16 protein-coding genes are annotated in these 24,427 nt (G+C 60.1%); 7 read left to right on the top strand and 9 right to left on the bottom strand.

From position 1 onward, the window contains the following. Positions 1-32: 32 nt before the first annotated feature. A complete protein-coding gene (locus tag QP922_RS08710; RefSeq protein ID WP_284808947.1) occupies positions 33-857 on the bottom strand; it encodes an SWIM zinc finger family protein in 825 nt (274 codons plus the stop codon). Further along, on the bottom strand, positions 858-3,989 hold the full coding sequence (locus tag QP922_RS08715; protein WP_284808949.1) for a DEAD/DEAH box helicase: 3,132 nt from the start codon (positions 3,987-3,989) through the stop codon (positions 858-860). It lies immediately after the preceding gene. Between the two features lie 242 nt (positions 3,990-4,231). Between QP922_RS08715 and putP the strand changes: the two genes are divergently transcribed. The 3 genes from putP (at position 4,232) to QP922_RS08730 (ending at position 7,142) form a co-directional block, all read left to right on the top strand. Continuing rightward, complete coding sequence (putP, locus tag QP922_RS08720; RefSeq protein WP_284808951.1) at positions 4,232-5,794, top strand: sodium/proline symporter PutP; 1,563 nt, start codon at positions 4,232-4,234, stop codon at positions 5,792-5,794. Between the two features lie 315 nt (positions 5,795-6,109). Beyond that, positions 6,110-6,652: an HNH endonuclease family protein gene (locus QP922_RS08725; RefSeq protein WP_284808953.1), complete on the top strand. Its 543-nt coding sequence runs from the start codon at positions 6,110-6,112 to the stop codon at positions 6,650-6,652. Between the two features lie 46 nt (positions 6,653-6,698). Next, a complete protein-coding gene (locus tag QP922_RS08730; protein WP_070671780.1) occupies positions 6,699-7,142 on the top strand; it encodes a DUF2269 domain-containing protein in 444 nt (147 codons plus the stop codon). Between the two features lie 153 nt (positions 7,143-7,295). On the opposite strand, the gene QP922_RS08735 is transcribed toward QP922_RS08730, so the two are convergent. The 7 genes from QP922_RS08735 to QP922_RS08765 all read right to left on the bottom strand — a co-directional run bounded on the left by QP922_RS08735 (position 7,296) and on the right by QP922_RS08765 (position 17,978). Continuing rightward, positions 7,296-9,278, bottom strand: a complete 1,983-nt coding sequence (locus QP922_RS08735) for a DEAD/DEAH box helicase (RefSeq protein WP_284808956.1) — start codon at positions 9,276-9,278, stop codon at positions 7,296-7,298. Positions 9,279-9,345: 67 nt separating this feature from the next. Next, positions 9,346-10,908 (bottom strand): RNA/DNA-binding domain-containing protein, encoded by a 1,563-nt coding sequence (locus QP922_RS08740; RefSeq protein ID WP_284808957.1) that lies wholly within the window; start codon positions 10,906-10,908, stop codon positions 9,346-9,348. An 86-nt stretch (positions 10,909-10,994) separates the two neighbouring features. Next, positions 10,995-12,176, bottom strand: coding sequence for an imidazolonepropionase (gene hutI, locus QP922_RS08745; protein ID WP_284808959.1), 1,182 nt, complete (start codon positions 12,174-12,176; stop codon positions 10,995-10,997). Positions 12,177-12,197: 21 nt separating this feature from the next. Then, on the bottom strand, positions 12,198-13,874 hold the full coding sequence (hutU, locus tag QP922_RS08750) for a urocanate hydratase (protein WP_284808960.1): 1,677 nt from the start codon (positions 13,872-13,874) through the stop codon (positions 12,198-12,200). Between the two features lie 248 nt (positions 13,875-14,122). Next, on the bottom strand, positions 14,123-15,676 hold the full coding sequence (gene hutH, locus QP922_RS08755) for a histidine ammonia-lyase (protein WP_284808961.1): 1,554 nt from the start codon (positions 15,674-15,676) through the stop codon (positions 14,123-14,125). A gap of 189 nt (positions 15,677-15,865) precedes the next feature. Then, positions 15,866-16,594, bottom strand: a complete 729-nt coding sequence (locus QP922_RS08760; protein WP_070671793.1) for an IclR family transcriptional regulator — start codon at positions 16,592-16,594, stop codon at positions 15,866-15,868. A gap of 37 nt (positions 16,595-16,631) precedes the next feature. Continuing rightward, positions 16,632-17,978, bottom strand: a complete 1,347-nt coding sequence (locus QP922_RS08765) for a YjiH family protein (RefSeq protein WP_284808964.1) — start codon at positions 17,976-17,978, stop codon at positions 16,632-16,634. A 372-nt stretch (positions 17,979-18,350) separates the two neighbouring features. Between QP922_RS08765 and QP922_RS08770 the strand changes: the two genes are divergently transcribed. The 4 genes from QP922_RS08770 to QP922_RS08785 are packed head-to-tail and all read left to right on the top strand — an operon-like array spanning position 18,351 to position 24,256. Continuing rightward, positions 18,351-19,736: an amino acid permease gene (locus tag QP922_RS08770; protein WP_284808966.1), complete on the top strand. Its 1,386-nt coding sequence runs from the start codon at positions 18,351-18,353 to the stop codon at positions 19,734-19,736. Positions 19,737-19,738: 2 nt separating this feature from the next. After that, positions 19,739-20,698: a formimidoylglutamase gene (gene hutG / locus QP922_RS08775; protein ID WP_284808968.1), complete on the top strand. Its 960-nt coding sequence runs from the start codon at positions 19,739-19,741 to the stop codon at positions 20,696-20,698. 52 nt (positions 20,699-20,750) lie between these two features. Further along, entirely contained in the window at positions 20,751-21,143 is a 393-nt protein-coding gene (locus QP922_RS08780; RefSeq protein ID WP_070671801.1) for a (deoxy)nucleoside triphosphate pyrophosphohydrolase, read from the top strand. Then, positions 21,140-24,256, top strand: coding sequence for a DUF3427 domain-containing protein (locus tag QP922_RS08785; RefSeq protein WP_284808971.1), 3,117 nt, complete (start codon positions 21,140-21,142; stop codon positions 24,254-24,256). The genes QP922_RS08780 and QP922_RS08785 overlap by 4 nt, the downstream gene beginning before the upstream one ends. Positions 24,257-24,427: the final 171 nt, after the last annotated feature.

Raw genomic sequence — 24,427 nt, forward strand, 5'->3', positions numbered from 1 at the left:
CTTACTCCTCACTCGACACGGAGGCAAAATCGTTAATGCGTCAGATGGTAGTAAAGGTCATCGACATCGGAGACTGCGCGAAGCACATCTATGTTCGTATGGCTCACCGCACGCATGGCTCGGCGCAGCAGGTCAGGGTCAGAATCATCGACCGCGGGTGCGTACTTAGGTTCGGGAAGGGGTGGCAGTTCGCGCCCTTCCCAGAACAAGGCATTGCGCTCCTCAGGGTCAATATCCACACCACTATAGGAATCCTCCGAGGCGGCCTTCGCCTGCTCCATGACGGATTGCTCCAAACGAGCAAAGTCCAGTCCGCGCAGGGCAAAGATGACAGACGGATCGGCATCCATGCGGGCAGCAAGGCGATCTGCCACGGCGACGATGTGTTTGCACACATACTCCGGATCAGGGCAGGTGCAGGAGAAACGGAGGTCGTCGGCGAATTCGGCAAAGAGGATGTCGAGGGTGTCGTCGGCAAGCATGCCCTCCCTGGCTTTCGCCACGGAGTTGGGGGTACGCGCAAACATCTCCGACAAACGGCCAATGTCCTCGTTGTTGCGGTACGGGACCTGGATGAGCACCGCGAAAGGCTCGTTCTGGGAGCCGGCGACCTTGCCGTGGACCGCACCATTGCGCACGTCAAGGCCCACGACGTGACCTTCCGTGGCGTATTGGCGGCCACGGCTGATGCGCCCGGAATCCGTCTGCCCGTTGACAAAGTTCACCACGCGCGTGGCAGCCGGCTGCATCGTGCGTACACGGTCTACGCGGTGGACCTCCTCAGGGGTGCTGACGCGCTTGCGGGTGCCAAAGTTGGCGTAGATGACGTTGTCGTCTCCAGGGCGTGACGGTGCCATTTAGTTCTCCTGTCCCTTGTAGCTCATGAGATCTGCCAGCTGCTCAGGGGTTAGCTCCGTGAGCCAGCCTTCGCCCTCGCCCACCACGGCGCCGGCGAGCTGCGTCTTGCCGTCGAGGATGTCTTGGATGGATTCCTCCAGCGTGCCAGCGGTAATCATCTTGTAGACCTGCACGTTGCGCTCCTGGCCAATGCGGAAGGCACGGTCGGTAGCTTGGTTCTCCACGGCCGGATTCCACCAGCGGTCCATGTGCACGACAATCGACGCCGCCGTGAGGTTCAACCCCGTACCTCCCGCCTTCAGCGAGAGCAACATAACGGGAGCGCCATCGTCGGCTTGGAAATCCTGCACCATCTGGTCACGTTTGTTCTTACTTACCCCGCCGTGGAGGAAAGGAATGTCAGTGCCCAACTGGTCGGATAGATAAGGCTGGAGGATATCGCCAAAGGCCTTGTATTGGGTAAAGATGAGCACGCGCTCGCGAGATTCAATCGCCTGGTCAACGATGCGCATGAGCTCTTCCACCTTGCCGGAGCGGTGCTTGCCCTTAATGATGACCGCGCTGCCGTCACCAAGGAAGTGGGCCGGGTGGTTGCAGATCTGTTTGATACGCGTAAGCGAGGCCAGCACGAGTCCGCGGCGCGACATGCCCTCCTTTTTGCCTAGGGCTTGTTCCACGTCAGCAACGAGTGCCTTATACAGCGCTGCTTGCTCGTCGGTCATGCGCACCGTGATGATCTGCTCGGATTTGTCAGGCAGGTCATCGATGATGTTCGGGTCAGTCTTGAGCCGGCGCAGGATAAACGGCGCGGTGAGAAGGCGGAGACGCTCGGCCATCTCCTCGTTGCCTTCGCGTTCGATGGACTTGGAAAAGTGGTTACGGAAAAAGGACGCCGAGCCGAGAATGCCGGGGTTGCAGTAGTCCAGGATGGAGCGCATCTCTGACAAGCGGTTCTCAATCGGCGTACCGGTCAGCGCCACGCGGTGGCGCGACGGGATAGCGCGCACTGCTTTGGAGGAGCGCGTTGCTGCATTCTTGATGGCCTGGGCCTCATCGAGCACGACGCGGTCCCAGTCCACCTTGCTCAGGGTGAGGAAGTCTCGGGCCACGGTGCCATAGGAGGTAATCACGACGTCAGCGTTCTGCGCTGCCTCCACAAGCTTCTCGCCTTTAAGCCTGCCAGTGCCGTGCTGGACCACGACTTTGAAGCTCGGCACGAAGCGCGCGGCCTCGCGAGCCCAGTTGCCCACGACGGAGGTGGGGGCGACGACCAGCGTGGGGTTCCACGCCGCGGTGTCCTCTTGGCCCGCGGCGTCCTTGTCTTCCGCGGCGTTCGTCTTTCCCGCGGCGCCCTTGTCTTTCGCGGCGGCGCTTGACGCCGCCGCCTTTTCGACGGCCAGCAACGACAGTAGTTGGAGGGTTTTGCCCAACCCCATGTCGTCGGCAAGCACTGCTCCAATATTGTTCTGGGACATCCAATAGAGCCAGTCCACGCCGCGGCGCTGGTAATCGCGCAGCTCCGCGTGGACGGTATCCGGGATATCCACGCGGTCCGGGGCGGTGGTCTCCAGGCCTCCGAGCAGCGAGGTGTGCCACTGCGAGCCGGTAAAGGCGATGGGATCCTCCGCCATGGACTTAAGCGCCATCTCGCGCAGGTCCGCGATGGAGACAAGGTTTTCTTCTTCGCCTTCGTTGAATTCCTTGCGGCGGCGCTCTACTTCAGCAACGAGCTCCTCCCAGCCGGGCTGCTCCAGCTGGCGAGCCATTTCTGCGGTTTTGGCGAGCTGTTCGAGTTCCTTGAGGGCTCGCCTGCGGGCGGTATCGGCGAGCTCGCGCATGTACTGCTGAATTTTGTTGAGCGCCTGAGTATCCGCCATGACCCACTCGCCGCGCAGCTTAATAAGGCCTGACTTGGACCTCACCAGCTCCTCCATTTCGGCGTCGGTGAGCTGCGTATCACCGACGGAGAGCTTCCAGTCATAGTTGACGAGTTTCTCCATGCCGATATGGGCCTTAGTGGCGCCCTCCGCTGGATCGTGAGCCTCGACGGTTTCTAGCCGGGCCTTAGTCTCCATATGCGACCAGGACTTCGGCAGCATGACGGTAAAACCGGCCTTGCGCAAGGCGGCAGCATCGTGGGTGACAAACTCCACGAGCTGCTCAGTCGTCAGATACACGTCCCAGTCACCGGCATAGGGTGAAGGTGCCCCAGAGTTATATTTCAGGCGCGGGGCCACGTCAAAGGCGTGGCGGCGGGCATCGCGCAGCTTCTCGACGCTCCCCCGATCCAACTGCTCCTGCTTCACCGGCCGCGGTGAATCGGTGCCGGAGCGCACAAGCACGCGGATGGGCCAGACGGTCTCTTCAGGGTCTTCATCATTGCTGGGCTCTTCAACGAGGAACACCAGCTGTAGATCTACCGAGGTGATGGAGTCTTTCCACTCGTTGAGCCCGCGAAGCAGCTGGGCACGCCCCTTCTTCACTGGTGCAGTCTTCAGCAGCGAGAGGGCGAAATCATGCCAGGGAGCTGCCCGTGGAGCATCGATCTGCGGGCGCAGCTGGGTATAGGCGATCCAGTGCGTGAGTTCATCAGCTAAATCATCAGAGAGCGCACGGTTATTAATCGTCAGGATGCCTGGTGCTGAGGCAAGCATCTCCGCCAGCCAGCTGCGCTCTCCTAATCCGGAGGCGAGCTGCCACATGGGGTACCACTCGCCGGCTTGGTAGGAGAGGCGAATAGTTACGCGTCCGGCGCGCACAAAGCGGTAGAGACCGCGGTAAGCCCGAATGAGCCACATGAGATCTGGGGCAATGGTCAAGCGCTGCTCTGCCGTCACCGCTTGGCTGCCAGTATCGAGAAATTCCAATTTGGCCAGGGTCTCAACTGCCTCGTCCGGCGCGAACATGGCCATGGGCACCATAAGGGAGACGTCTTTTCCCTTCGGCGTGCGCAGCGATACCCGCGCTCGGTTGCGAAACGTCTTCTTCTCCAAGATGGTGTCGACGACATCGGGGAAGGTGCCCTCAGGAACGGCGGAGGGCATGACGATCTTGTGTCCTTCGACCTGTTCGATCCACAGACTCAGGCCAGAGACGGGCAGCCAGAGGCCATGCAGCAGGTAAGAAGCCATAACGGCCAGTTTAGCAGCACACCATCTGGGGGCACTTTGTGCAGAAAGTTCCCAAATGCTGCCGAAATACCCAATTGTTATAGTCTCGTTATATTTCAGCGTTACGCCAGTAAGACCGTACATTAAGCTGTGACCAAGGTAACCGAATACTGGTCACCTTGCCGATTTTCAGTTGGGCAGGGCCGTTTACCTCGTTAGCGTGAATGAGTCCTACTCTTAATCTCAATCTCAAGGAGAGATCAGTGCAAGACTCCACTTGGTACGTCGTTGCGATGATCATCTATCTGCTTGCCATGGCCGCCATCGGCTTCTGGAGCTACAAGCAGACGGATGAATACGACGACTATGTTCTAGCCGGCCGCGGGCTTCACCCGTTCGTAGCCGCACTGTCCGCCGGTGCGTCCGATATGTCCGGCTGGCTTCTCATGGGCCTGCCTGGCGCCCTGTTCCTCACCGGTATGTCCGAGCTCTGGATGGCCATCGGTCTTCTTGCCGGTGCTTGGGCGAACTGGAAGTGGGTTGCGCCGCGTCTGCGCTCCTACTCTGAAATTGCCGGCAACTCCATTACCGTGCCGTCCTTCTTCGAGAACCGTCTGCACGATAAATCACGTATGCTGCGCATCATCGCTGCAGCCATCATTATCTTCTTCTTCACCTTCTACGTGTCCTCCGGCATGGTCGCCGGTGGCCGCTACTTCGAGTCCAGCTTCGGAGGCGACTACATGGTCGGCATGCTCGTCGTGGCTGCCGTGACGGTGTTCTACACCTTCGTCGGTGGCTTCCTCGCGGTGTCCTATACCGATACCGTCCAGGGCCTGCTCATGTTCGCCTCCCTCATCATCGTGCCGATCATGGTGCTGTTCTCCCTGGACAACCCGGGGGAGATCTTCAGCTTCGCTGCTGAGAACCCCTACGCCACCGGTGGCGTTATTGAGAACCCGAACTACTTCTCGTTGTTCTCCGGCGTTTCCGCTGCCGTCATCATTGGTAACTTGGCGTGGGGCCTGGGCTACTTTGGCCAGCCGCACATCATCGTGCGCTTCATGGCGCTGCGTAAGCCTTCCGATGCCCGCGCGGGCCGTTTCTACGGCGTCAGCTGGATGGGCATCTCCCTGATCGGTGCTATCTTCGTGGCGCTGTCCGGTACCGTCTTCTTCACTGAGACCAACCACTCCATCACCGACCAGGAGAACTACGAGACCATCTTCTTGGACATGGCACAGGTTATGTTCCACCCGCTCTTCGCTGGTCTGGTCCTGACCGCTGTTCTGGCAGCCATCATGTCCACCATGTCCTCCCAGATGCTGGTTGTTTCCACCTCCCTGATTGAGGACCTCTACCTCATCTTCGCCAAGAAGAAGCCGAGCCAAAACGTACTGATCAATCTCTCCCGTACCGCCGTGGTGGCCATCGCTGTCATCGCCGCTCTGCTGGCCATCAACCCGTCCGACTCGATTCTGGGTCTGGTTGGCTTCGCCTGGGCTGGTTTCGGTTCTGCCTTCGGCCCGATTGTCCTTCTGTCGCTGTACTGGAAGCGCCTGAACTCCACCGGCGCCATCGCCGGCATGCTCACCGGCGCCGTCGTGGCCATCGGCTGGGGCATGAGCCCGCTGAGCGATACCCTCTACGAGCTGGTTCCGGGCTTCATCTCCGCCCTGCTTGTGGCTATCGGTGTATCCATAGCCACCAAGGCTCCGGATGAGAAGGTCACCCAGGAGTTTGAGGAGGCTTCCCGCCTGGCCAAGCTCGTCGAGAACAACAAGAACCTCGACTTCGAAGAGGCCGCGGAGAAGGTTCAGAAGTAAGCCTCTCCCCTCTCCCTCCTCACGCGCGAACCCCGCTTCAGCAGTCCCGTTACTGCTGCGGCGGGGTTTCGCTTGTGGCATTCAGGGCACCGCATTGGTCACTACTCAAAAGGCATTTCTCACAAGGCGTCTTTACCTCGAATACGCCGTGTGAAGGCCTCTAAAAGGTGCCTTTGCCCCCCCAAAAAAAAGAAACCTTCTGACTAATGCCTTCTAGTAAATGCCGTGTGACTGCACCCATCCAACACGCCTATGCGCGCACGAGCTTCCCACTCTTGCGGGAACCACCCAAACCACCGCGCAGTCTAAAAATGCATGAACGCGCGCACCGCCTACATCAGTCTGCTTTCCGTTGCGACCCTGGTCTACGGGGTCTACCACTTCTTCCCCGGCCCCAACCTAGGAGTGGCCACAGTGCCCGCGCGCGTATCGACACCCGGCTATGAACGTGCTGACTTTGGTGGTTGGCTGCCCGGCACACGCGAGGCCATCAAAGACACCCAAACCGTCAACGGCATCCTTTATGACCCTTACTCCAGCGGCCCTGCCCCGGACCGCGTTGAAGTGGACCACGTCTTTCCACTCTCCGCAGCATGGGACCTCGGTGCGTCGACGTGGACAAGAGAGCACAAGCTCGCGTTTGCTAACGACCCACTCAACCTCGTTGCCACCGCCCGAACTCTCAACCAAGCAAAGTCAGATTCACTGCCTGGTGACTGGCTTCCACCGACAGACCGGTGTGACTATTCGCGAAGGCTCGCTGCCGTGGCGCGGAAGTATGAACTACCACTTCCCGCCCGCGACTACGAGGCCATGCGTCATCAGTGTCGATTCGATTTCATTACGGAGCGCCGTTAGACTTTCGCAGGGAAACCCATGACCAGAAAGGTAAATACTTCTCCTCATGACTAGCTTGCTCATCTTCCTCCACGCCTTCGCCGCTATTTTGTTGGTCGGTACCGTGTGTGTCTCCACTTCTGCCTTCCCGGGCCAACTTGAGAAGGCCGCTGCTGGCGATGCGTCCGCTGCTGGTGCTGCGGGCGTCCTCAACAAGATCACCACCACCTATGGCTACATCTCTACCATCGTTCCGGTTATCGGTCTGGCAGTCTTCCTTACTGACCTTGACGCCTATAAGTCCCAGGTCCAGTTCCACATCGCAATCCTGCTCGCAGTCATCGCATGGGTCATCCTGCTCGCCATGGTTATTCCGAAGCAGAACAAGGCTTTGGCTGCCATCACGTCCCCCGGCACCGCCGATGTTGCCAAATTGAAGAAGCAGCTGGCGATGTTCTCCGGTATCTTCAACCTGCTGTGGGTTGTCTGCGCCATCCTCATGTACGTCTAGTGCGCTACCAGAGCGCAAACACAGCGCACCGCTAGCATAAAACCTCCCGAACTCTAAAAAGTCTGCTCATAAATCCCCATCTGAGCGAAGACTTTTCAGAGTTCGGGAGGTTTTCTGTGTTGGCACTAGTACGTCACCAGTGCCGACAGTTGCTTAATCGCGCCAGCCTCCACGGCCGCCACGTCCGCCGCGGTCGCGGTCACGATATCCGCCTCGGCCACCACGACCTCCACGGCCACCGCGGCCACCGCGGTCATCGTCGAAGTTGCGGCGTGGCGGGCGGCCGGTATCCTTTTGAATCTTGATGAGCTGGCCGGAGATGCGGGTGTCCTTGAGACGGTCCAGTACTGCCGGGTCCAGATTCTTCGGCAGATCCACCAGGGTGTGGCCTACCGCGATGGTGATGCGGCCAAAGTCCTTGGAGGTCAGTCCGCCTTCGTTGGCCAGTGCACCAACGATGGCACCTGGGCGCACGTTCTGACGCTTGCCCACGTCCAGACGGTAGGTCTCAAAGTCACCGTCTGGGCGGCGCGGGCCACGGTCACGGTCGCGGCCACCGCGGTCACGGCCACGGCCGTCGCGATCACGGCCGCGGCCATCACGCTCAAAGCGCTCACGCTCACGGCGGTCCTTCTTGGTGACGGGACGTTCCTTCAGCAGGAAGTCCGTACCGCCCTGCAGCAGCACTGCAATGGATGCAGCGATGTCATCCATGGCCACGTTTTCTGCAGCGGAGTACTCGCGCACCATGTCGCGGAAGAACTCGAACTGCTTGTCCTCCTGCGAGGCGCCGATGGAGTTGAAGAATTTCTCCTTGCGCTTTGCGTTGACCTCGTCAGCAGTCGGCAGGTCCATCTCTTCGAGGCGAGCGTTGGTCACGCGCTCAATGGAGCGCAACATACGGCGCTCACGCGGAGTGACGAACAGGATGGCCTCACCAGTGCGGCCAGCACGGCCGGTGCGGCCGATGCGGTGCACGTAAGACTCAGTGTCATTCGGGATGTCGTAGTTGACCACGTGGGTAATGCGGTCCACGTCAAGACCACGCGCTGCCACGTCAGTAGCCACGAGGATGTCCAGGCGGCCGTCCTTGAGCTGGTCCACGGTGCGCTCACGCTGCTGCTGGGCAATGTCGCCATTGATGGCGGCTGCGTTGTAGCCAGCCTCCTTGAGGTTGTCCGCAACCTCTTCGGTCTCATGCTTGGTGCGGCAGAAGACGATGATGGCGTCGTAGTCAATGACCTCCAGGATGCGGGTAAACGCATCCATCTTGTGGCGGTGCGGGGTCAGTAGGAAGCGCTGCGTGATGTTGTCATTCGTGCGGCGCTCAGACTTGACCGTAACCTCCGCTGGGTTGTTGAGGTACTGCTTGGACAGGCGGCGAATGGAGTTCGGCATGGTGGCCGAGAACAGTGCTACCTGCTTGTCCTCCGGAGTGTCCTCAAGAATGCGCTCAACGTCTTCTTGGAAGCCCATGTTGAGCATCTCGTCCGCCTCATCGAGGACGAGGAAACGCAGCTGGGAGATGTCCAGCGAGCCCTTCTCCAAGTGGTCGATGACACGGCCCGGAGTACCCACGATGACCTGGGCACCTCGGCGCAATCCAGACAGCTGGATGCCGTAGGCCTGGCCGCCATAGATAGGCAGGACCTCAATGCGGCCCAGGTGGTCGGCGAAGGACTGGAAGGAGTCCGCGACCTGAAGGGCCAGCTCGCGCGTGGGCGCGAGAACGAGTGCCTGCGGATGGCGGGCATCAGTATCGATCTGGGAGAGAACCGGCAGCGCAAAGGCTGCGGTTTTACCCGTACCGGTCTGGGCGAGGCCGACGACGTCGCGCCCTTCCATGAGGATCGGGATGGTCTCTGCCTGGATCGGGGATGGCTGGGTAAAGCCCACCTTGGCTACGGCTTCCTGAACGTCATCAGGCAAACCGAGGTGTGCAAAACCCTGGGAGTTGTCAGTGGCTGAAGTTTCTTCAGCGCCGGTGTCCTCAGGGTTATTCGCAGCCCCGGTGTCCTGGCTAGAAGCCTGCGAAGCGTCCTGCGCCTCGCCACCTTGCGAGTTTTCCTGAGATTCCGACATATTGAATTCTTCCGGCTCGTTCACGCCGCCGGTGGCGTTATCGGTAATGCTCATTGCTCAGACCAGAGTACGGCACCTACTCTTATTTAGCCATTTCGTCAGCCGAGTACCTGGCATGCACTTACTCTGTGTCCGGATCATGCGGGGCATAACGCGTGGCACGGTCTCCATGTTTGCCGTTCATCACTACCCGCCCAGATTTCATAAGCTTGTCCAAGGCGTAACGAACTTGGCCGCGTGTGAGGCGAGTGTTAGCCACAATGTCAACGAGTGGCAGTGCTCCCTGCCGCCTCAAAGCAGAAAGAACAAGAGCCGCGTTTCCACCGAGTTGGGCAACAAGACTGTCCTCCACCACGCTGCTGGTGGGTTCCACAGCACTCGGTGGAGAAACAAGTGGCGGCTCTACCGGCGCTTGGTGGAACGAAGCGTTGTCGGGCTCGTTGCCCTTTGTCGGGCGCCACAGAATGACGGTGAAGCGCACGCCAGTATCGATAAGCGTCGGCGCACGCAGCCCAGCACGTCTCAACGAATCAAACACCACACGCATGCCTCCGCCCTGGCCCTCGATGACCCGTTCACCGTCGTCAAGGCGCAGCTTGGTCGCCAAAGTGTACAGCCGCGGATTTACCGCCACCGGCGACAAAATTGTTCCCGACAATTCCTCCACGGAGATGCCGCGTAACCCACCAGGACTGGTCACGATAAGTGCCTGACGGGTCAGCCGAATAGTGATGAATTTACCGGCACCCAGGCTTTCTGGCCCGAGGTCTCTATGGACCACGGCATTGGCTATGACCTCACGCACCGCCGCCATGGGAAGCTCCGGTACTTCACGCACATGGCCATCAGTCCCGTACACCAAATCAACATCGATGTTGCGTTCCACCCACGCCACCGCGGCATCCACAAGCTCAGGCACGGAGCCATAGAATTCTTCGAGATTGCGAGTACGCGGCCCTTCGTCCCCAGCTGGATATTGGACTGCGGCTGAAATATGAAGGTCCGGAAAGAACCCCTGTGGAAAGCGCCCCAATGCGTAGAGCCCGGCCACGCTCAATTGTCCCTGAACATCCACCACACGGAAAAGCTCAAGCAGCTCCGTATCGCTGACCTCTGTGAGGCGAGGCGTAGCTTTGCGTAGCTCCACAATGGCAGATTTCACTGCTGATTCTTCGCAGACGTCCAGTCCGGAGCCTGGTACGGGTACCGAATCGTAGGCCATGGCCTCACGCGCATGAAGCTTGTCAACCTCTACCATGCGGAGGTCATTTGAGCTCATCACGTAGTCACCATCAGCCATGCGCAAATAAGGGCGGCCGCGATACAACGCTGGCCGCTGGTGCGGAAGTAACCCTTCCACGTGTCCCAGCACAACAGCGCGACCCTCCACGTACAGGGTCTGCGTTTCGATATAGGGGGCCGGCTCCACGAGAGTACGCGCCTGGTCTGCCAAGGCGCTCTCGATGGTGGCAGGGCTGTCAACTCCCTGCACCACAAAGTCCGGTTCTGAGACGCCAATGATGACCGTGCCTCCGCGAGGCATATTGGCAAAGGCACACAGTGTTGCCCCTAAAGATTGAGGCATTCCTCTGCGTCCCGATTTCACCTCCACAGTCGTGGTATCCGACTGCCTGAGGCGGCAGTGCTCGAGGTATTCCTCGAGCTGTTCAACCGTCCAGTGCATGCCCACAGCCTACAGCAGCGTGGCACTTTTTACACTCTAGACTGCAAACTTTCACACTCTAGAGTTTTAAGACTCGCGAGGCTTCATCAGCCCACTTCGCGACCACCCACGAAGGTCTTCCACGTCATCGGCATACCCGGACGGTAGGCCAGGTGAATAGCGCTCGGGGCATCGAGGACATGCAGGTCAGCGGCAGCGCCGACTACCAGCGAACCCTTGGCTGGGCGGCCCTGCGCATCCTTACCTTCACCAACATTCTGGCGACGCAGCGCGGTGGCACCGCCCACGGTGCCGGCAGCAATAGCCTCATCAAGCGTGAGGTGCTGCTGGAGCACGGCCGTGGTCACGCAGAAGTTCATTGAGGACGTGTAGGACGTGCCGGGGTTGAGGTTGGAGGCGATGGCGACGGTGGCGCCGGCGTCAAGAAGCTTCCGCCCCGGGGCCAGCGGCTCCCGCGTGGACAAGTCGCAGGCCGGCAACAGCGTGGCCACGGTGTCAGAGGAAGCCAGCGCCTCAACGTCGGCGTCGCTGAGGTAGTTGACGTGGTCCACGGAGGCCGCACCCAACTCCACGGCGAGCGCTACGCCAGGGCCCTCACCGAGCTGGTTGCCGTGCACGCGCACACCAAGTCCGCGGGCCTTGCCTGCCTCCAGTACGCGGCGCGACTGCTCCTCGTTGAAGGCGCCGCGCTCGCAGAAGACGTCGATCCATTGCACGTGCTCGGCCACGCCGTCGAGCATGGGACCGACCACCTCGTTGAGATAGGTTTCGGCTTCCGCTCCCGGCGGCACGAGATGCGCGCCGAGGAAGGTGACGTCATCAACGTGGCGGGCGGCCACGCGAGCAGCCTCGACCTCAGATTCGGTATCGAGACCGTATCCGGTCTTGGTCTCCAGGGTCGTCGTACCACCGCGGTGGGCGGCGGCAATCCGCTCCACCAAAAGCTTTTCCAGGCGCTCCTCCCCCGCCGAGCGGGTCGCATCCATGGTCACGGCGATGCCGCCGGCCTGATAGGACTCGCCCGCCATGCGGGCCTCGAATTCGGCGGAGCGGTCGCCATCGAAGATCATGTGGGTATGGGAATCCACCCAGCCCGGCAGAACTGCGCGCCCGCCAAGGTCGACCTTCTCGTCCGCGGCCGGCGCCTCGGACGCCGATCCGATCCAGGCGATGGTGCCGTCGGTGTTGGCGATGAGGGAGGCGTCGGCAAGCGTGCCTGCCTCTGACACCGTGCGCAGCTCTGAGATTCCAGTAAACAGGGTGGACATGATCTTCTTTTCCTCTCTTGTCTAGTCGCGGGCCTTGAATTCCATCGGGATACGCACGCCGCGCTCGTCGGCAACTTCCTTGGCGCGAGTGTAACCGGAATCCACGTGGCGGATAACGCCCATGCCCGGGTCGTTGGTGAGCACCGCGCGCAGCTTGGCGGCGGCCAGCTCGGTGCCATCGGCGACGGTGACCTGACCAGCGTGGATGGAGCGTCCCATGCCCACACCGCCGCCGTGGTGGATGGAGACCCAGGTGGCACCGGAAGAGACAGCGGTCATGGCGTTGAGCAGCGGCCAGTCGGCCACGGCATCGGTACCGTCGAGCATGGCCTCGGTCTCGCGGTAGGGAGAGGCCACGGAGCCGGAGTCCAGGTGGTCGCGGCCGATGACGATCGGGGCCTTAATCTTGCCTTCCTTGACCAGGTCATTGAAGAGCAAGCCAGCCTTGTGGCGCTCGTTGTAGCCCAGCCAGCAAATACGTGCCGGCAGGCCCTCGAACTCCACGTACTCTTCCGCAGCATCGAGCCAGTTGTGTAGGTGCTCGTTGTCCGGGAAGAGCTCCTTGAGCGCTTGGTCGGTGACCTTGATGTCCTCCGGGTCCCCGGAGAGCGCTGCCCAGCGGAACGGGCCCAAGCCCTCGCAGAAGAGCGGGCGGATGTAGGCCGGAACGAAGCCTGGGAACTCGAAGGCGCGCTGGTAGCCGGCCTTGCGGGCCTCGTCACGGATGGAGTTGCCGTAGTCGAAGACCTCCGCACCTTCGTCCTGGAATTCCACCATGGCCTGAACCTGAGCAGCCATGGACTCGCGAGCCTTCTTGGTGAAGGTCGTCGGATCTGCCTTAGCCTCGTTGTGCCAATCTTCCACAGTGATTTCCGTGGGCAGGTAGCTCAGCGGATCGTGCGCGGAGGTCTGGTCGGTAACGATATCCACGGTGAACTCGCCTGCACGCTGGCGGCGCAGCACCTCCGGGAAGACCTCAGCAGCGTTGCCTACGAGGCCAACAGACAGTGGCTTCTTGTTCTCCTTGGCGTCGAGCACCAGCTTGAGTGCCTCATCCAGGTCGGTAACAACCTCATCGAGGTAGCGCTTGGACTGGCGGCGCTTCAGGCGGGTCTCATCAACATCGACGATGAGGCAAGCGCCGCCATTGAGGGTGACGGACAGCGGCTGTGCGCCGCCCATGCCGCCGCAGCCACCGGTCAGGGTGAACGTGCCGGCAAGCGTTCCGTTGAAGCGCTTCTTGGCCACGGCCGCGAAGGTCTCGAAAGTGCCTTGCAGGATGCCCTGGGTAGCGATGTAAATCCAGGAACCGGCCGTCATTTGGCCGTACATCATGAGGCCCTCATCCTCGAGCTTGCGGAAGTGCTCCCAATTAGCCCAGTCACCGACCAGGTTGGAATTGGCAATGAGCACGCGCGGTGCCCACTCGTTGGTCTTCCAGATACCCACCGGCTTGCCGGACTGCACCAGCAGGGTCTCATCAGATTCAAGGTCCTTGAGCGACTCCACGATGGCATCGAAGGCTTCCCAGCTGCGGGCAGCTCGGCCGGTGCCGCCGTAGACCACGAGGTCCTCGGGGCGCTCAGCAACCTCGGGGTCGAGGTTATTCATGAGCATGCGCAGCGGGGCTTCGGTCTGCCAAGACTTGGCGGTGAGTTCGGTTCCGCGCGGGGCGCGTACTTCGCGGGGTTCAGACATGACTTCCTTTCGCTCGTGCTTCTCGACGCCCTCCCAAGCCCCAGGCCGGTTTCCCGGGGCTGTCCCTAGAGGCTTGGTCGGCGTCACACAGGACAAGTTACTGTGACCCATGACCTTGATCTAGGGTACTTTTCGGCTATCTGTCTCAGATTCCAGACTGTCGAGCGACCGGTGCCTAGGGGGCGGTGCGCACAGAAAAAGCCCCATGGAACGTGCGGGACAGCACGACCATGGGGCAGGGATGGCGCTTAGCGCAGCGTGCCGACGGCCTCCTCTACCGCGGCCACCAGAGCGCCCTCCTTGACTAGGCGCACGGTCTCCTCAATCTCCGGGGAGAGGTAGCGGTCGGTGCCCGGGCCCTGGACGGTCTGGCGCAGAGCATCAATGACCGCGCCGGTGCCCTTGGCAGGCTCACCTTCGCGCATATCGATGGCGCGGGCGGCGGTAAGGATTTCGATGGCGAGCACGCGCTGCAGGCCGTCGACGGCCTTGCGCAGCTTGCGCGCACCAGACCAGCCCATGGAAACGTGGTCCTCCTGCATGGCCGAGGACGGAATGGAATCCGCCGAGGATGGGGTGGCCAAGCGCTTGAGCTCAGAAACAATGCCCGCCTGCGCATACTGCGCAATCATGTGGCCGGAGTCCACGCCTGGATCATCGGCCAAGAAAGCGTTAAGGCCTCGGTTGCGGGCAGTGTCGAGGAAGCGGTCGGTGCGGCGCTCAGAAATGGAGGCTAGGTCAGCCACCACAATCGCCAGGAAGTCCAGCGCATAGGCCACCGGCGCGCCATGGAAGTTGCCGTTGGAGACGACGCGCCCGTCCTTGGCTACGACAGGATTATCAACGGCGGCAGCCAGTTCACGTTCGGCCACCAGCGCGGTGTGCGCCAAGGTATCGCGGAAGCCACCGGCCACCTGCGGCGCACAACGCACCGAGTAGGCATCCTGCACCTGGTTCTTCTTGAATTCCTCAAGGGCGGCCTCCAGAATCGCAGAACCTTCTGCCACGGTGAGGATATTGGCAGCAGCATCAGCCTGGCCCGGGTGCGGGCGCAGCTGCTGCAGGTCGTCGGCGAAGACCACCAAGGTTCCCAGCAGGCCTTCCACGGTCATCGCAGTGGCGATATCAGCCATCTTGGCCAATTCACGCAGGTCAGTAATGGCCAGGCAGAGCTGACCCAGCATGCCATCGGTGCCGTTGATAAGGGCAAGGCCTTCTTTCTCACGCAGCTGCAGCGGCTCAATGCCCGCAGCCGCAAGGGCTTCGGCGGCCGGGGTAACCTCACCGCCGTTAACGCGCACCTCACCTTCACCAAGCAAGGCCAGCGCACAGTGCGCAAGTGGAGCCAAGTCACCGGAACAGCCCAGGGAACCGTATTCGCGAACCACCGGGTGAATGTTGGCATTAAGCACTGCCGCATAGGTCTCAGCCACGACCGGACGCACGCCGGTACGGCCGGTGCACAAGGTAGACAGGCGCAGAAGCATAAGAGCGCGAATCACTTCGGTCTCTACCTCCGGGCCGGTACCCGCGGCATGGGAGCGCACCAAGGACAGCTGCAGCTGGGCGCGCATCTCTTCCGGAATGTGGCGGCGCGCAAGCGCACCGAAACCAGTGGAGATTCCATACACCGGAGTCGGGTCCTGGGCCAGCTCTTCCACGCGGTCACGCGTGGTGGCGATTTCATTTAGCGCTTCATTGGAGATTTCTACCTTCGCGCCACAGCGCGCAACGGCCACGACCTCCTCGATGCTTAAGGCACCGATTCCCACAGTCACGGTGGAAGGATAAGTATGAGACATGTAAGGCTCCTTCAACGTCGCCGCGTTGCCCGCACCTCACCCACCGGTGGGGAGAAAGGCACGCGAAAATACGTACTTGCTTTCACAAGTTTAGAAAAATAGTGATACGCGCGACAGCCTTACGCGCTGCGCTCATAGTACAACAGGCTCCCCGGCGCGCCAAGACTTTCTGCGTACACTCTGCCCTCGCTAGCCGCGTCCATACATCCTCCCCGCCACCTGCTGCGCGGCTTCGTGCAGTTGCTGCGCCACGCTGGCAGCATCGGCAGTGCCCACCGGAAAGGTTACCGCCAGCGCCGCCGCGGGTCTGCCAACGTGATCCACCACCGCCACGCCTACCGACGCCTGACCGCGCGCCACCACCTCAATCTCTTCGGCCCACCCGCGCTTACGCACTTGGCGCAGGATGTCCTTGTATTCACCAAATCCCAAGGGACCGGGGAAGTATGCCGCCCGCCATTCTGCTTCCGGAAGCAGCGCCAGCATGGCTCGCCCGGAGGCCGTCCGTTGCGCTTGCAGCCGCACTCCCCTTTCCGTCACCAAGGACAACGCCCCTGGCGCGCGCACCTCGTTGAGGTAGAGGATTTCCGATCCCGCCAGGCGCGACAGGTGCCCCGAGCCGCCCACACGGCTGGCTATGCGTTCGAGGTGCCCCTGCGTTGCTCGCACGAGGGGCTGTTGCGTGGCATACGCCGCGGCCATGGAGTAGGCAGCAAGGCCCAAGCCATAGGTCTGATTCTCCGGAACGTGCACCACGAATCCCGCGTCCACCATTTCCTTGAGTAGGTGGTAAGTGGAGGACCGCGGCAAATTCAGCTCGCTGCGAATGCGTGCGGCGGAAATCGGCACGTCGATGGTAGACAACAGCCGGAGGATTTCCAGCGCATTGCGCGCCGCCGGGACTCGGGAGGTACTCATGAGCCCACAGTCTAATGAGCCCTCGTGTGAGCCCTAGTTAGGTCACCAAAAACGCAATCGGCGTCGTAATGATGATGGTGAGCACCACACGCTCGAACCAAATGACGACCAAGTGCCATAGCTTGATCGGAATCTTGGTGGCCATGATGCAGGGCACCAGCGCGGAGAAGAAGATGATGGCGGAAATGGCGACCACACCGATGACGAACTTCAGCACCATGCTTGAGGAGCCAGCCGCCACGGTTGCGGGAAGGAACATTTCCGCGATTCCCATGGCCGCCGCCTTGCCCGCCAGTGCTGGCTCCGGCAGCTGGACAATCCACGCGAACGGGTAGAACAGGTAGCCCAGCCAATCGAAGAGCGGAGTGAAGTTTGCCAGCACAAGGCCAATCAAGCCCACGGACATGATGGAGGGCACAATCGCTGCCGCCATGCGCACACCATCGCGCAGGTTCTCCCAAATGGCAGCACCCAAGGAGGGCGCACGGTCCAGAGCTAGCAGCGCCTCGCGCCAGGCGGCCTTGATGAAGTTGCCCTTGACCGGCTTTTCCGGATCTGGCTCCACGCCACCCACATACTCATTCGGAATCCTGCTCAACGGCGGAATCCACACGGTGATCGCCGTGACCAGGAAGGTCACCACGAGGGAAACCGCAAAGTAGATGCCCCACATGTCCATTAGGTCGAGCTGCTTGGCCACGATAACCATGAACGCCGCTGACACCGTCGAGAAGCCCGTCGCAATAATGGACGCCTCACGCGCGGTATAACCGCCACGCTGATACACACGGTCAGTAATGAGGATTCCCAACGAATAAGAACCCACGAAGGAGGCCACCGCGTCAATGGCGGAGCGCCCCGGCGTGCGCCACAGCGGGCGCATGATGGGCTGCATGAACACGCCCACGAATTCCAGCAGGCCATAGCCAATGAGCAGGCCCAAGAAGGCACCACCAATAGGAACAATGAGTCCCACTGGCGTGGCGATGGAGTTCCACAGGAAAGGCACGATGTCGTCGTTGCCCAGCACTCCCGGCAGAGTTCCAATGACCATGAGGAAGGAGACCACCAGTCCCACCACATTGAGAACAGTAAAGACCGCCTGCAGCGGCCCCTCCTGCCAATTCTTGTTCACGATGCTGCGCACCGTGCCGTAAAGCGCTAGCGCCAGGATGAACCAGGGCACGAACTCCTCGGCATAGGTGCGGATGATGGTGACCATGTGGTCAAGCGGGATGGATTTCTTCCCGTCGTAGCTGATGGGAAAGAAGAATACGAAAGCGCCGATGGCACTGTAGACAAAAAGGCGCCAGATGCCCTTCTTGGAGGGGACATCGTCTTCGCTCTCGTAGAAGGCGTCAACGATTGCGTCTTCAGATTTCATGTTCTACCTCACGGTGGTGGAAACGACTCGTCATTAGCACAGCCCAGAACGCATTCTTGTTAAAAACGCACCAAGCAAGCACACGTCAACGACAAACGTACGACGCGGCTTTGACCATGCCCACGCGACAGCCACACGCAGGTCCTCCACATACTAGCGGCGCCACACACAAATGTCATGCAGGTCACCCCCACACCCCCGGTGAGTCAGTCGTCATAGGTCCAGCCGGGCATCCTTCACGGCAAAATTGACCACACGTCTGAACTAGAGGAAAGTAGCTCACAGAATCACTCGCACCAACCACTCCCCCTCATCCGCGGCGCTAGATTCCCAAGCGCCACGTAAGGGGGGTACAGAGGAGGACGCATTCCCGTGGCAGAAACCACCAAGCGCCCAGGCTTGAAACACCGCCACCTGCACTTCATCGCACTCGGCTCCGCCATCGGCACCGGCTTGTTCTACGGCTCCGCCAGCGCCATCCAAGCTGCTGGCCCCTCCGTGCTGCTGGTTTACCTCCTCGGCGGCGCCGTCGTGTACTTCCTCTTGCGCGCGCTCGGAGAGATGTCGGTCCACCACCCCGTTACCGGCTCCTTCGCCGAATACGCCCGCGCCTTCCTCGGCCCCTGGGCGGGCTACATCACCGGCTGGATGTTCGCCTTTGAGATGGTCATCGTGGCGCTCGCAGACCTCACCGCCATCGGCGTCTATATGCAATTCTGGTTCCCCGGCTCACCGCAATGGGTCTGGGTGGCAGCCACCCTCCTACTCGTCGGCGGCGCGAACCTCGCCACGGTCAAAGCCTTCGGCGAGCTGGAGTTCGCCTTCACCATCGTCAAGGTCGGCGCAGTCGTCGCAATGATTCTTGGCGGCGTTGCTGTCCTTGTCTTTGGCCTCTCCACCGCAGAGACCACCGGCCCTGCCAACCTGGTCAATGACGGCGGCTTCTTCCCCAACGGCCCTTCCGGCATGGTGGCCTCCTTCATCCTCGTACTCTTCGCCTTCGGCGGCACGGAAATCGTAGGCGTGGCCAGTGCTGAGGCCGAGGAACCGGAGAAATCCGTCCCCAAAGCCGTCAACACCATCCCTGTGCGCATCCTGCTGTTCTACGTGCTGGCCATCCTGGTCATCCTCATGATCAACCCCTGGCGCACCATCACTGGTGAGGAAAGCCCCTTCGTCCAAATCTTCTCCACCCTGGGCGTCACGTGGGCAGCAGCCGCTCTCAACGTCGTGGTCATCACCGCGGCAGTCTCCGCCATCAATGCCGATCTCTTCGGCGCCGGCAACGTACTCACCGGCTTGGCACGCCAAAACCTAGCGCCGAAAGTCATGGCCAAGAAAGCACGCGGAGTACCGGTGATGACCATGGTCATTTTGCTCATCGTCTTGGTCATCGGCACTGCCCTCAACGCTTTCATCCCTGACAACGTCTTCGAGGTCATCGCCTCCCTCGCCACGTTCGCCACCATCTACGTCTGGCTCATGATTCTGCTGGCCCACGTGGCTTCCCGTAGGAAAATGTCGCCACAGGAACGCGCCAGCCTGACCTACATGGTTCCCTTCTGGCCGTGGGGACAGTACTTCGCCATCGCCTTCATCACGTTTACTTTTGGCATCATGGCATGGCAGCCGCAGTATCGTCCGGCCCTAGCGGTAGGCGTTGGCTTCATCATCCTCATGACAGCCATTTTCTACCTCACCGGCCGGCACAACCACGCCACTGCACACACTGACCCCAGCCCCGTTTCGAGAGGATAGCTATGAACAGCGTTGATGCCCCCGCTTACTCCCCTGCCCCCGAGTGGTCCGGCCGCTCCGATGGCCCCGGCCCAGAGCACGCGCGGTGGCACAGCGTGGTTCGTCCCCTCGACGTGGACAACCCCCAGGGGCAGCCCGGCGTAGCACTACTGGGCTTCGCCTCTGACGAGGGAGTGGCGCGCAACCATGGCCGCCCCGGCGCGGCTGCGGGCCCGGAAGCACTGCGCAGTGCCCTCGGTTCCCTCGCGGTGCACCATGCGCATGTGCTTTACGACGCCGGCACGATCACCACCCAAGGCACCGACCTGGAGTCCGCCCACGAACGCCTCTCCACCTCTGTGGAAGCCCTCTCCAATGCCGGCCACCTGCCCATCATCTTGGGCGGCGGCCATGAGACTGCCTTCGGTTCTCACCGCGGCGCTTTTCAGGCGAAGGGCCCGCTGAAGATCATCAACCTCGATGCCCACTTCGATCTGCGCACCGCGGACGTGCCGACCTCCGGCACGCCGTTTAAGCAGATTTCTGAACTCGTTGGCCGCGAGAAATTCGACTACACCGTGCTCGGCATTTCCCGCCCCAACAACACCAAGGTCCTCTTCGACGAGGCCGCCGACCTCGGCGTCGCCATCACTCTTGACGAGGAACTGCTCGCCATGAACCTCCAGCAGGTCCGCGCCCACGCCGAGCACCTGTGCACCGATGACGCCTCCATCCATCTCTCCATTGACCTGGATGTCCTCCCCGCAGCACAAGCCCCGGGCGTTTCTGCCCCCGCAGGCCTCGGCGTTGACCTCCCCATCATCCGCGAACTCGCCGTCACCCTCGCCGCCACGGGACGCCTCGCGCTTGTCGACGTCGTCGAGCTCAACCCCTCCTTCGACCTCGACTCCCGCACAGCCAAGCTCGCCGCCCGGCTTATCGACGACATCGTGACCGCACACTTTTCTGCGGTTTCGGCCTAAAACCAGGCCGTACCTTCTGGCTAAGAGCCGGCCCAGCCGGCATACTGGTCACATGAGTTTTCCGATTCGTGTTGTCGGCGCCATCTTTATTGATGGTGACCGATTCCTGGCTTGCCGTAAGGCCCCAGGAAAATCTCTAGCCGGCATGTGGGAATTCCCGGGTGGAAAGATTGAGCCGGGCGAGACTCCACAGGAGGCATTAGCTCGCGAGTTGGCAGAAGAACTCTCTCTCACAGCGACTGTCGGTGAGAAAGTCACCACGACGCTTCACACTTATGAGTTCGCCACCATCGAACTCACCACCTTCCTGTGCACCATCCAATCCGGTGACCTTGTACTCACCGACCATGACGCCACCCGGTGGGTCACCGCCGCCGAAGCACAAGAGCTCGACTGGGCTCCCGCTGACATCCCTGCCGTTGAGCTCATCTCCTCACGCCTATGACTTCTGATTCCCTGCTGCCTTTTGGCATCTACGAAACGCCCGTCACGGCTCGTATCCACGAGCGCATCAAGGAAACTCAACGAGCCCTTCCCACTGCGGCTTCCGGAATTACCGAGGTGACCACTAAGGATGTCGATCCAAGATTTGCCACGGCCGTTTCCCAACACTTCGCCCGGCTTATTGAACAACGGCTGCTCGAAGTCAAAAAGCCGGAAGAACGCGTCGCGCTCATCAATGACCTCGCGCAGCACTTTGGTGCAGACGAAAAGGTATCAGCTGAACAGCTCCTTTATGCGATTTACAGTTCAGAGCTCACCGAACCACCAGTCCTGCCCGAAGTATCCCTGAACTCCAGCGCGCTTTTCACCAATAGCGTGGACGACACCAACATGTCGGTGGAAATTGCGCGCGAGATTTGTACTGCGGATTCAGTCGATCTGCTCTGCGCATTCATCAAGAATTCCGGAATTTCTGTCATTAGTGATGAGCTGGAATACCTTCGCGACCACAAGAAACCTCTGCGAGTCATCACCTCAACATATTGCGGTGCGACTGAAGCCGCTGCAGTGCGCCGTCTTGTCGAAGACTACAACGCTGAGGTTCGAATCTGCTACGAGCACAAGACCACCCGCTTGCATGCAAAGGCGTGGCTCTTTCGCCGTGAGTCCGGATTCGATACCGCCTTCATCGGCAGTTCTAACCTGTCCCGTTCTGCCCTTGTCGACGGATGGGAGTGGAACGTTCGCGGCTCCCGCTCTACCACTCCGGAGATCATCGAGAAGTTCATCAAGACTTTTGACAGCTATTGGTTCGACAATCACTTCAAACATTTCGACCCGGAGCGTGATTACGAGCGCTTGCTTGAAGCACTTCGTGGAGCGAAGTTCCTCGAAGCAAAGGAGGGAGAGAAGCTTGAGTTATCGGGCCTGCGTGTCGAGCCCTACCCCTATCAGCAGGAGATGCTGGAGGCATTGCGTTCAGAGCGAGCAGTGCACGGCCGACACAAGAACTTGCTAATCGCTGCTACCGGCACCGGTAAGACTGTCGTCGCAGCCTTAGACTATCGCCACCTCTGTGATGAGTTTGGACGCCGTCCGCGCCTTCTGTTTGTGGCTCACCGCCGGGAAATCCTCCAACAGGCACAGCGCACCTACCGGGAGGTTCTCCAGAGCTCCGATTTTGGTGAACTTCTGGTTGGCGGCGAAGAGCCTCGTCGCTGGGACCATGTTTTCGCAAGTATTCAATCCCTCCACGGCGAACGCCTGACGCGCATAGCTCCTGACCACTTCGATGTCATCGTGATCGATGAATTCCACCACGCAGAGGCCACGACCTACCGAAAGATTCTCGATTACTTCCAACCTCAAGAGCTCCTCGGACTCACAGCAACACCCGAGCGCGGAGACGGCGAGAACGTCCAGAAATTCTTCGACTACCGCGTGGCCCATGAACTACGCCTCTGGGATGCGCTTCGCCTACAGCTACTCGCGCCTTTGCACTATTACGGGGTCGATGACGATACCGACCTCTCGAGTCTGACATGGAACAGAGGAAAGAAAGACTACAACACGACAGAGCTCAGCGAGTTTTATATAAAGGCTGGAGAAAAGCGCACCCGTTTCATCATCAATGAACTCAATCGCCGAATCTTCGATCTCTCCGAGATGAAAGCCCTCGGCTTTTGTGTTTCGATCGCCCACGCCGAGTACATGGCGGAGCAATTTAACGCTTTTGGTATTCCTGCTTTAGCGGTAAGCAGCAAGCAAAGTACTGAGGAACGCAGAAGAGCTATTGCACAGCTGCGCGATGGCTACATCAAGATCATCTTTGCGGTCGACATTTTCAACGAGGGTGTCGACATTCCTTCTATCAACACTCTGCTGCTCCTGCGCCCAACTCAGAGCCCGGTTCTTTTCGTTCAGCAGCTGGGCCGCGGACTGCGCCTTAACCAGGGTAAGGACGCATGTATCGTGTTCGATTTTCTTGGACTCCAGCACGAAGAATTCGACTTTGAAGAACGCTTCAAAGTGCTAACCGCTGCCCGCGGCAAAAGTTTCATGAAGGAAGTCGAGCAGGGCTTCCCCACTGCGCCACCGGGTTCCAACATCACGTTGGACCGTGTGACGACAGACCGCGTTTTGGCCAACGTCAAGCGTCTGGCACGAAACACAGTCAAGAAGATCCGCTCTCAGATTAGTGAACACGGCACCACTGACCTTGCGGCTTTCATCCACGCCTCCAATATTCCTCTGGAGGACATCTACCGCAGGAAAGGAATCTCCTGGACCACACTCCTCCGTGATGAAAAGCTTCTGCTTCCGTCCAACGAGGACAGCGAAGAATCCTTCCTCCTGAGCCGTATCCGAGTTCTGCTCCACATCAATGACCCCGGCCGCGTAGCGGCATACAGCCGACTCATGGAGGCCGACGGCCCCTCAGAACAGGACATGACTGACCGCGAAAAGCGCTATGCCACGATGCTCGTTCTGGCGCTCTGGGCGAATTCCAATAAAGCCATCCCGGGCTCGTTGGATGAAGCGCTTGAAATCGTTCGGTCCCATCCCGCGTTCGTCAACGAAGTCAATCAAGTCATGCGGATTGCAATTGAAGCGTCCCGCGTAATTCCTCAGCAGTCCTCTCACAGTGTGCTCGAGACGCATGCAGACTATAGCCTTGCTGAACTTGTCGGTGCCTTGGATGAAGGCCCGCTCAAAAAGCTCGCCAACCTTCCCCGCGAAGGAGTCAAACGCTTCGACACATCAAACACTGATCTCTTCTTGGTGACCTTCCAAAAGGATGAGAATGTAAGTGCTTCGACAAATTACCGCGACTACCCGCTATCTCCAGATCGACTTCACTGGGAATCTCAATCCACGACCACTTTGAAGTCAGCGATGGCCAAGCGCTACATCCATCACCAAGAACTCGGCGGAAACATCATCATCGCTACTCGTTTCACCAAGAAGAACAAGGTTGATACCGCAGCGGCCTATACCTTCCTCGGCAACGTTGACTATGTAACTCACCGCGGCGAAAAGCCCATCCAATTCGAATGGAGCCTACGTCGCGACATGCCTAAGAAGCTGTATGCGGCAGGACGAACGGTCGCTTAAACAATAACTGGCCACTTTAGGTCGAGGACACCTCCACCAAGTGGAGATAGAACTGCCGCAATTGATTCAGTTATGTAAGAATTTTCAGGAACTTACGGTCTGGTAACGCTAGCTAACCTCGGGTACATACTGGCACCCCCAATTCAACAAAGAATGCCGATAATCACGGTG

It is taken from the genome of Corynebacterium sp. MSK218, from assembly GCF_030232655.1.
Taxonomy (GTDB): Bacteria; Actinomycetota; Actinomycetes; order Mycobacteriales; family Mycobacteriaceae; genus Corynebacterium.

Coding starts and splice junctions, on each gene's coding strand:
- hutG (WP_284808968.1), top strand. CDS start 19,739: ATGAACAGCGTTGATGCCCCCGCTTACTCCCCTGCCCCCGAGTGGTCC.
- QP922_RS08785 (WP_284808971.1), top strand. CDS start 21,140: ATGACTTCTGATTCCCTGCTGCCTTTTGGCATCTACGAAACGCCCGTC.
- QP922_RS08710 (WP_284808947.1), bottom strand. CDS start 857: ATGGCACCGTCACGCCCTGGAGACGACAACGTCATCTACGCCAACTTT.
- QP922_RS08760 (WP_070671793.1), bottom strand. CDS start 16,594: ATGAGTACCTCCCGAGTCCCGGCGGCGCGCAATGCGCTGGAAATCCTC.
- QP922_RS08765 (WP_284808964.1), bottom strand. CDS start 17,978: ATGAAATCTGAAGACGCAATCGTTGACGCCTTCTACGAGAGCGAAGAC.
- QP922_RS08735 (WP_284808956.1), bottom strand. CDS start 9,278: ATGAGCATTACCGATAACGCCACCGGCGGCGTGAACGAGCCGGAAGAA.
- QP922_RS08740 (WP_284808957.1), bottom strand. CDS start 10,908: ATGCACTGGACGGTTGAACAGCTCGAGGAATACCTCGAGCACTGCCGC.
- hutH (WP_284808961.1), bottom strand. CDS start 15,676: ATGTCTCATACTTATCCTTCCACCGTGACTGTGGGAATCGGTGCCTTA.
- hutU (WP_284808960.1), bottom strand. CDS start 13,874: ATGTCTGAACCCCGCGAAGTACGCGCCCCGCGCGGAACCGAACTCACC.
- QP922_RS08715 (WP_284808949.1), bottom strand. CDS start 3,989: ATGGCTTCTTACCTGCTGCATGGCCTCTGGCTGCCCGTCTCTGGCCTG.
- QP922_RS08780 (WP_070671801.1), top strand. CDS start 20,751: ATGAGTTTTCCGATTCGTGTTGTCGGCGCCATCTTTATTGATGGTGAC.
- QP922_RS08730 (WP_070671780.1), top strand. CDS start 6,699: ATGACTAGCTTGCTCATCTTCCTCCACGCCTTCGCCGCTATTTTGTTG.
- QP922_RS08725 (WP_284808953.1), top strand. CDS start 6,110: ATGAACGCGCGCACCGCCTACATCAGTCTGCTTTCCGTTGCGACCCTG.
- hutI (WP_284808959.1), bottom strand. CDS start 12,176: ATGTCCACCCTGTTTACTGGAATCTCAGAGCTGCGCACGGTGTCAGAG.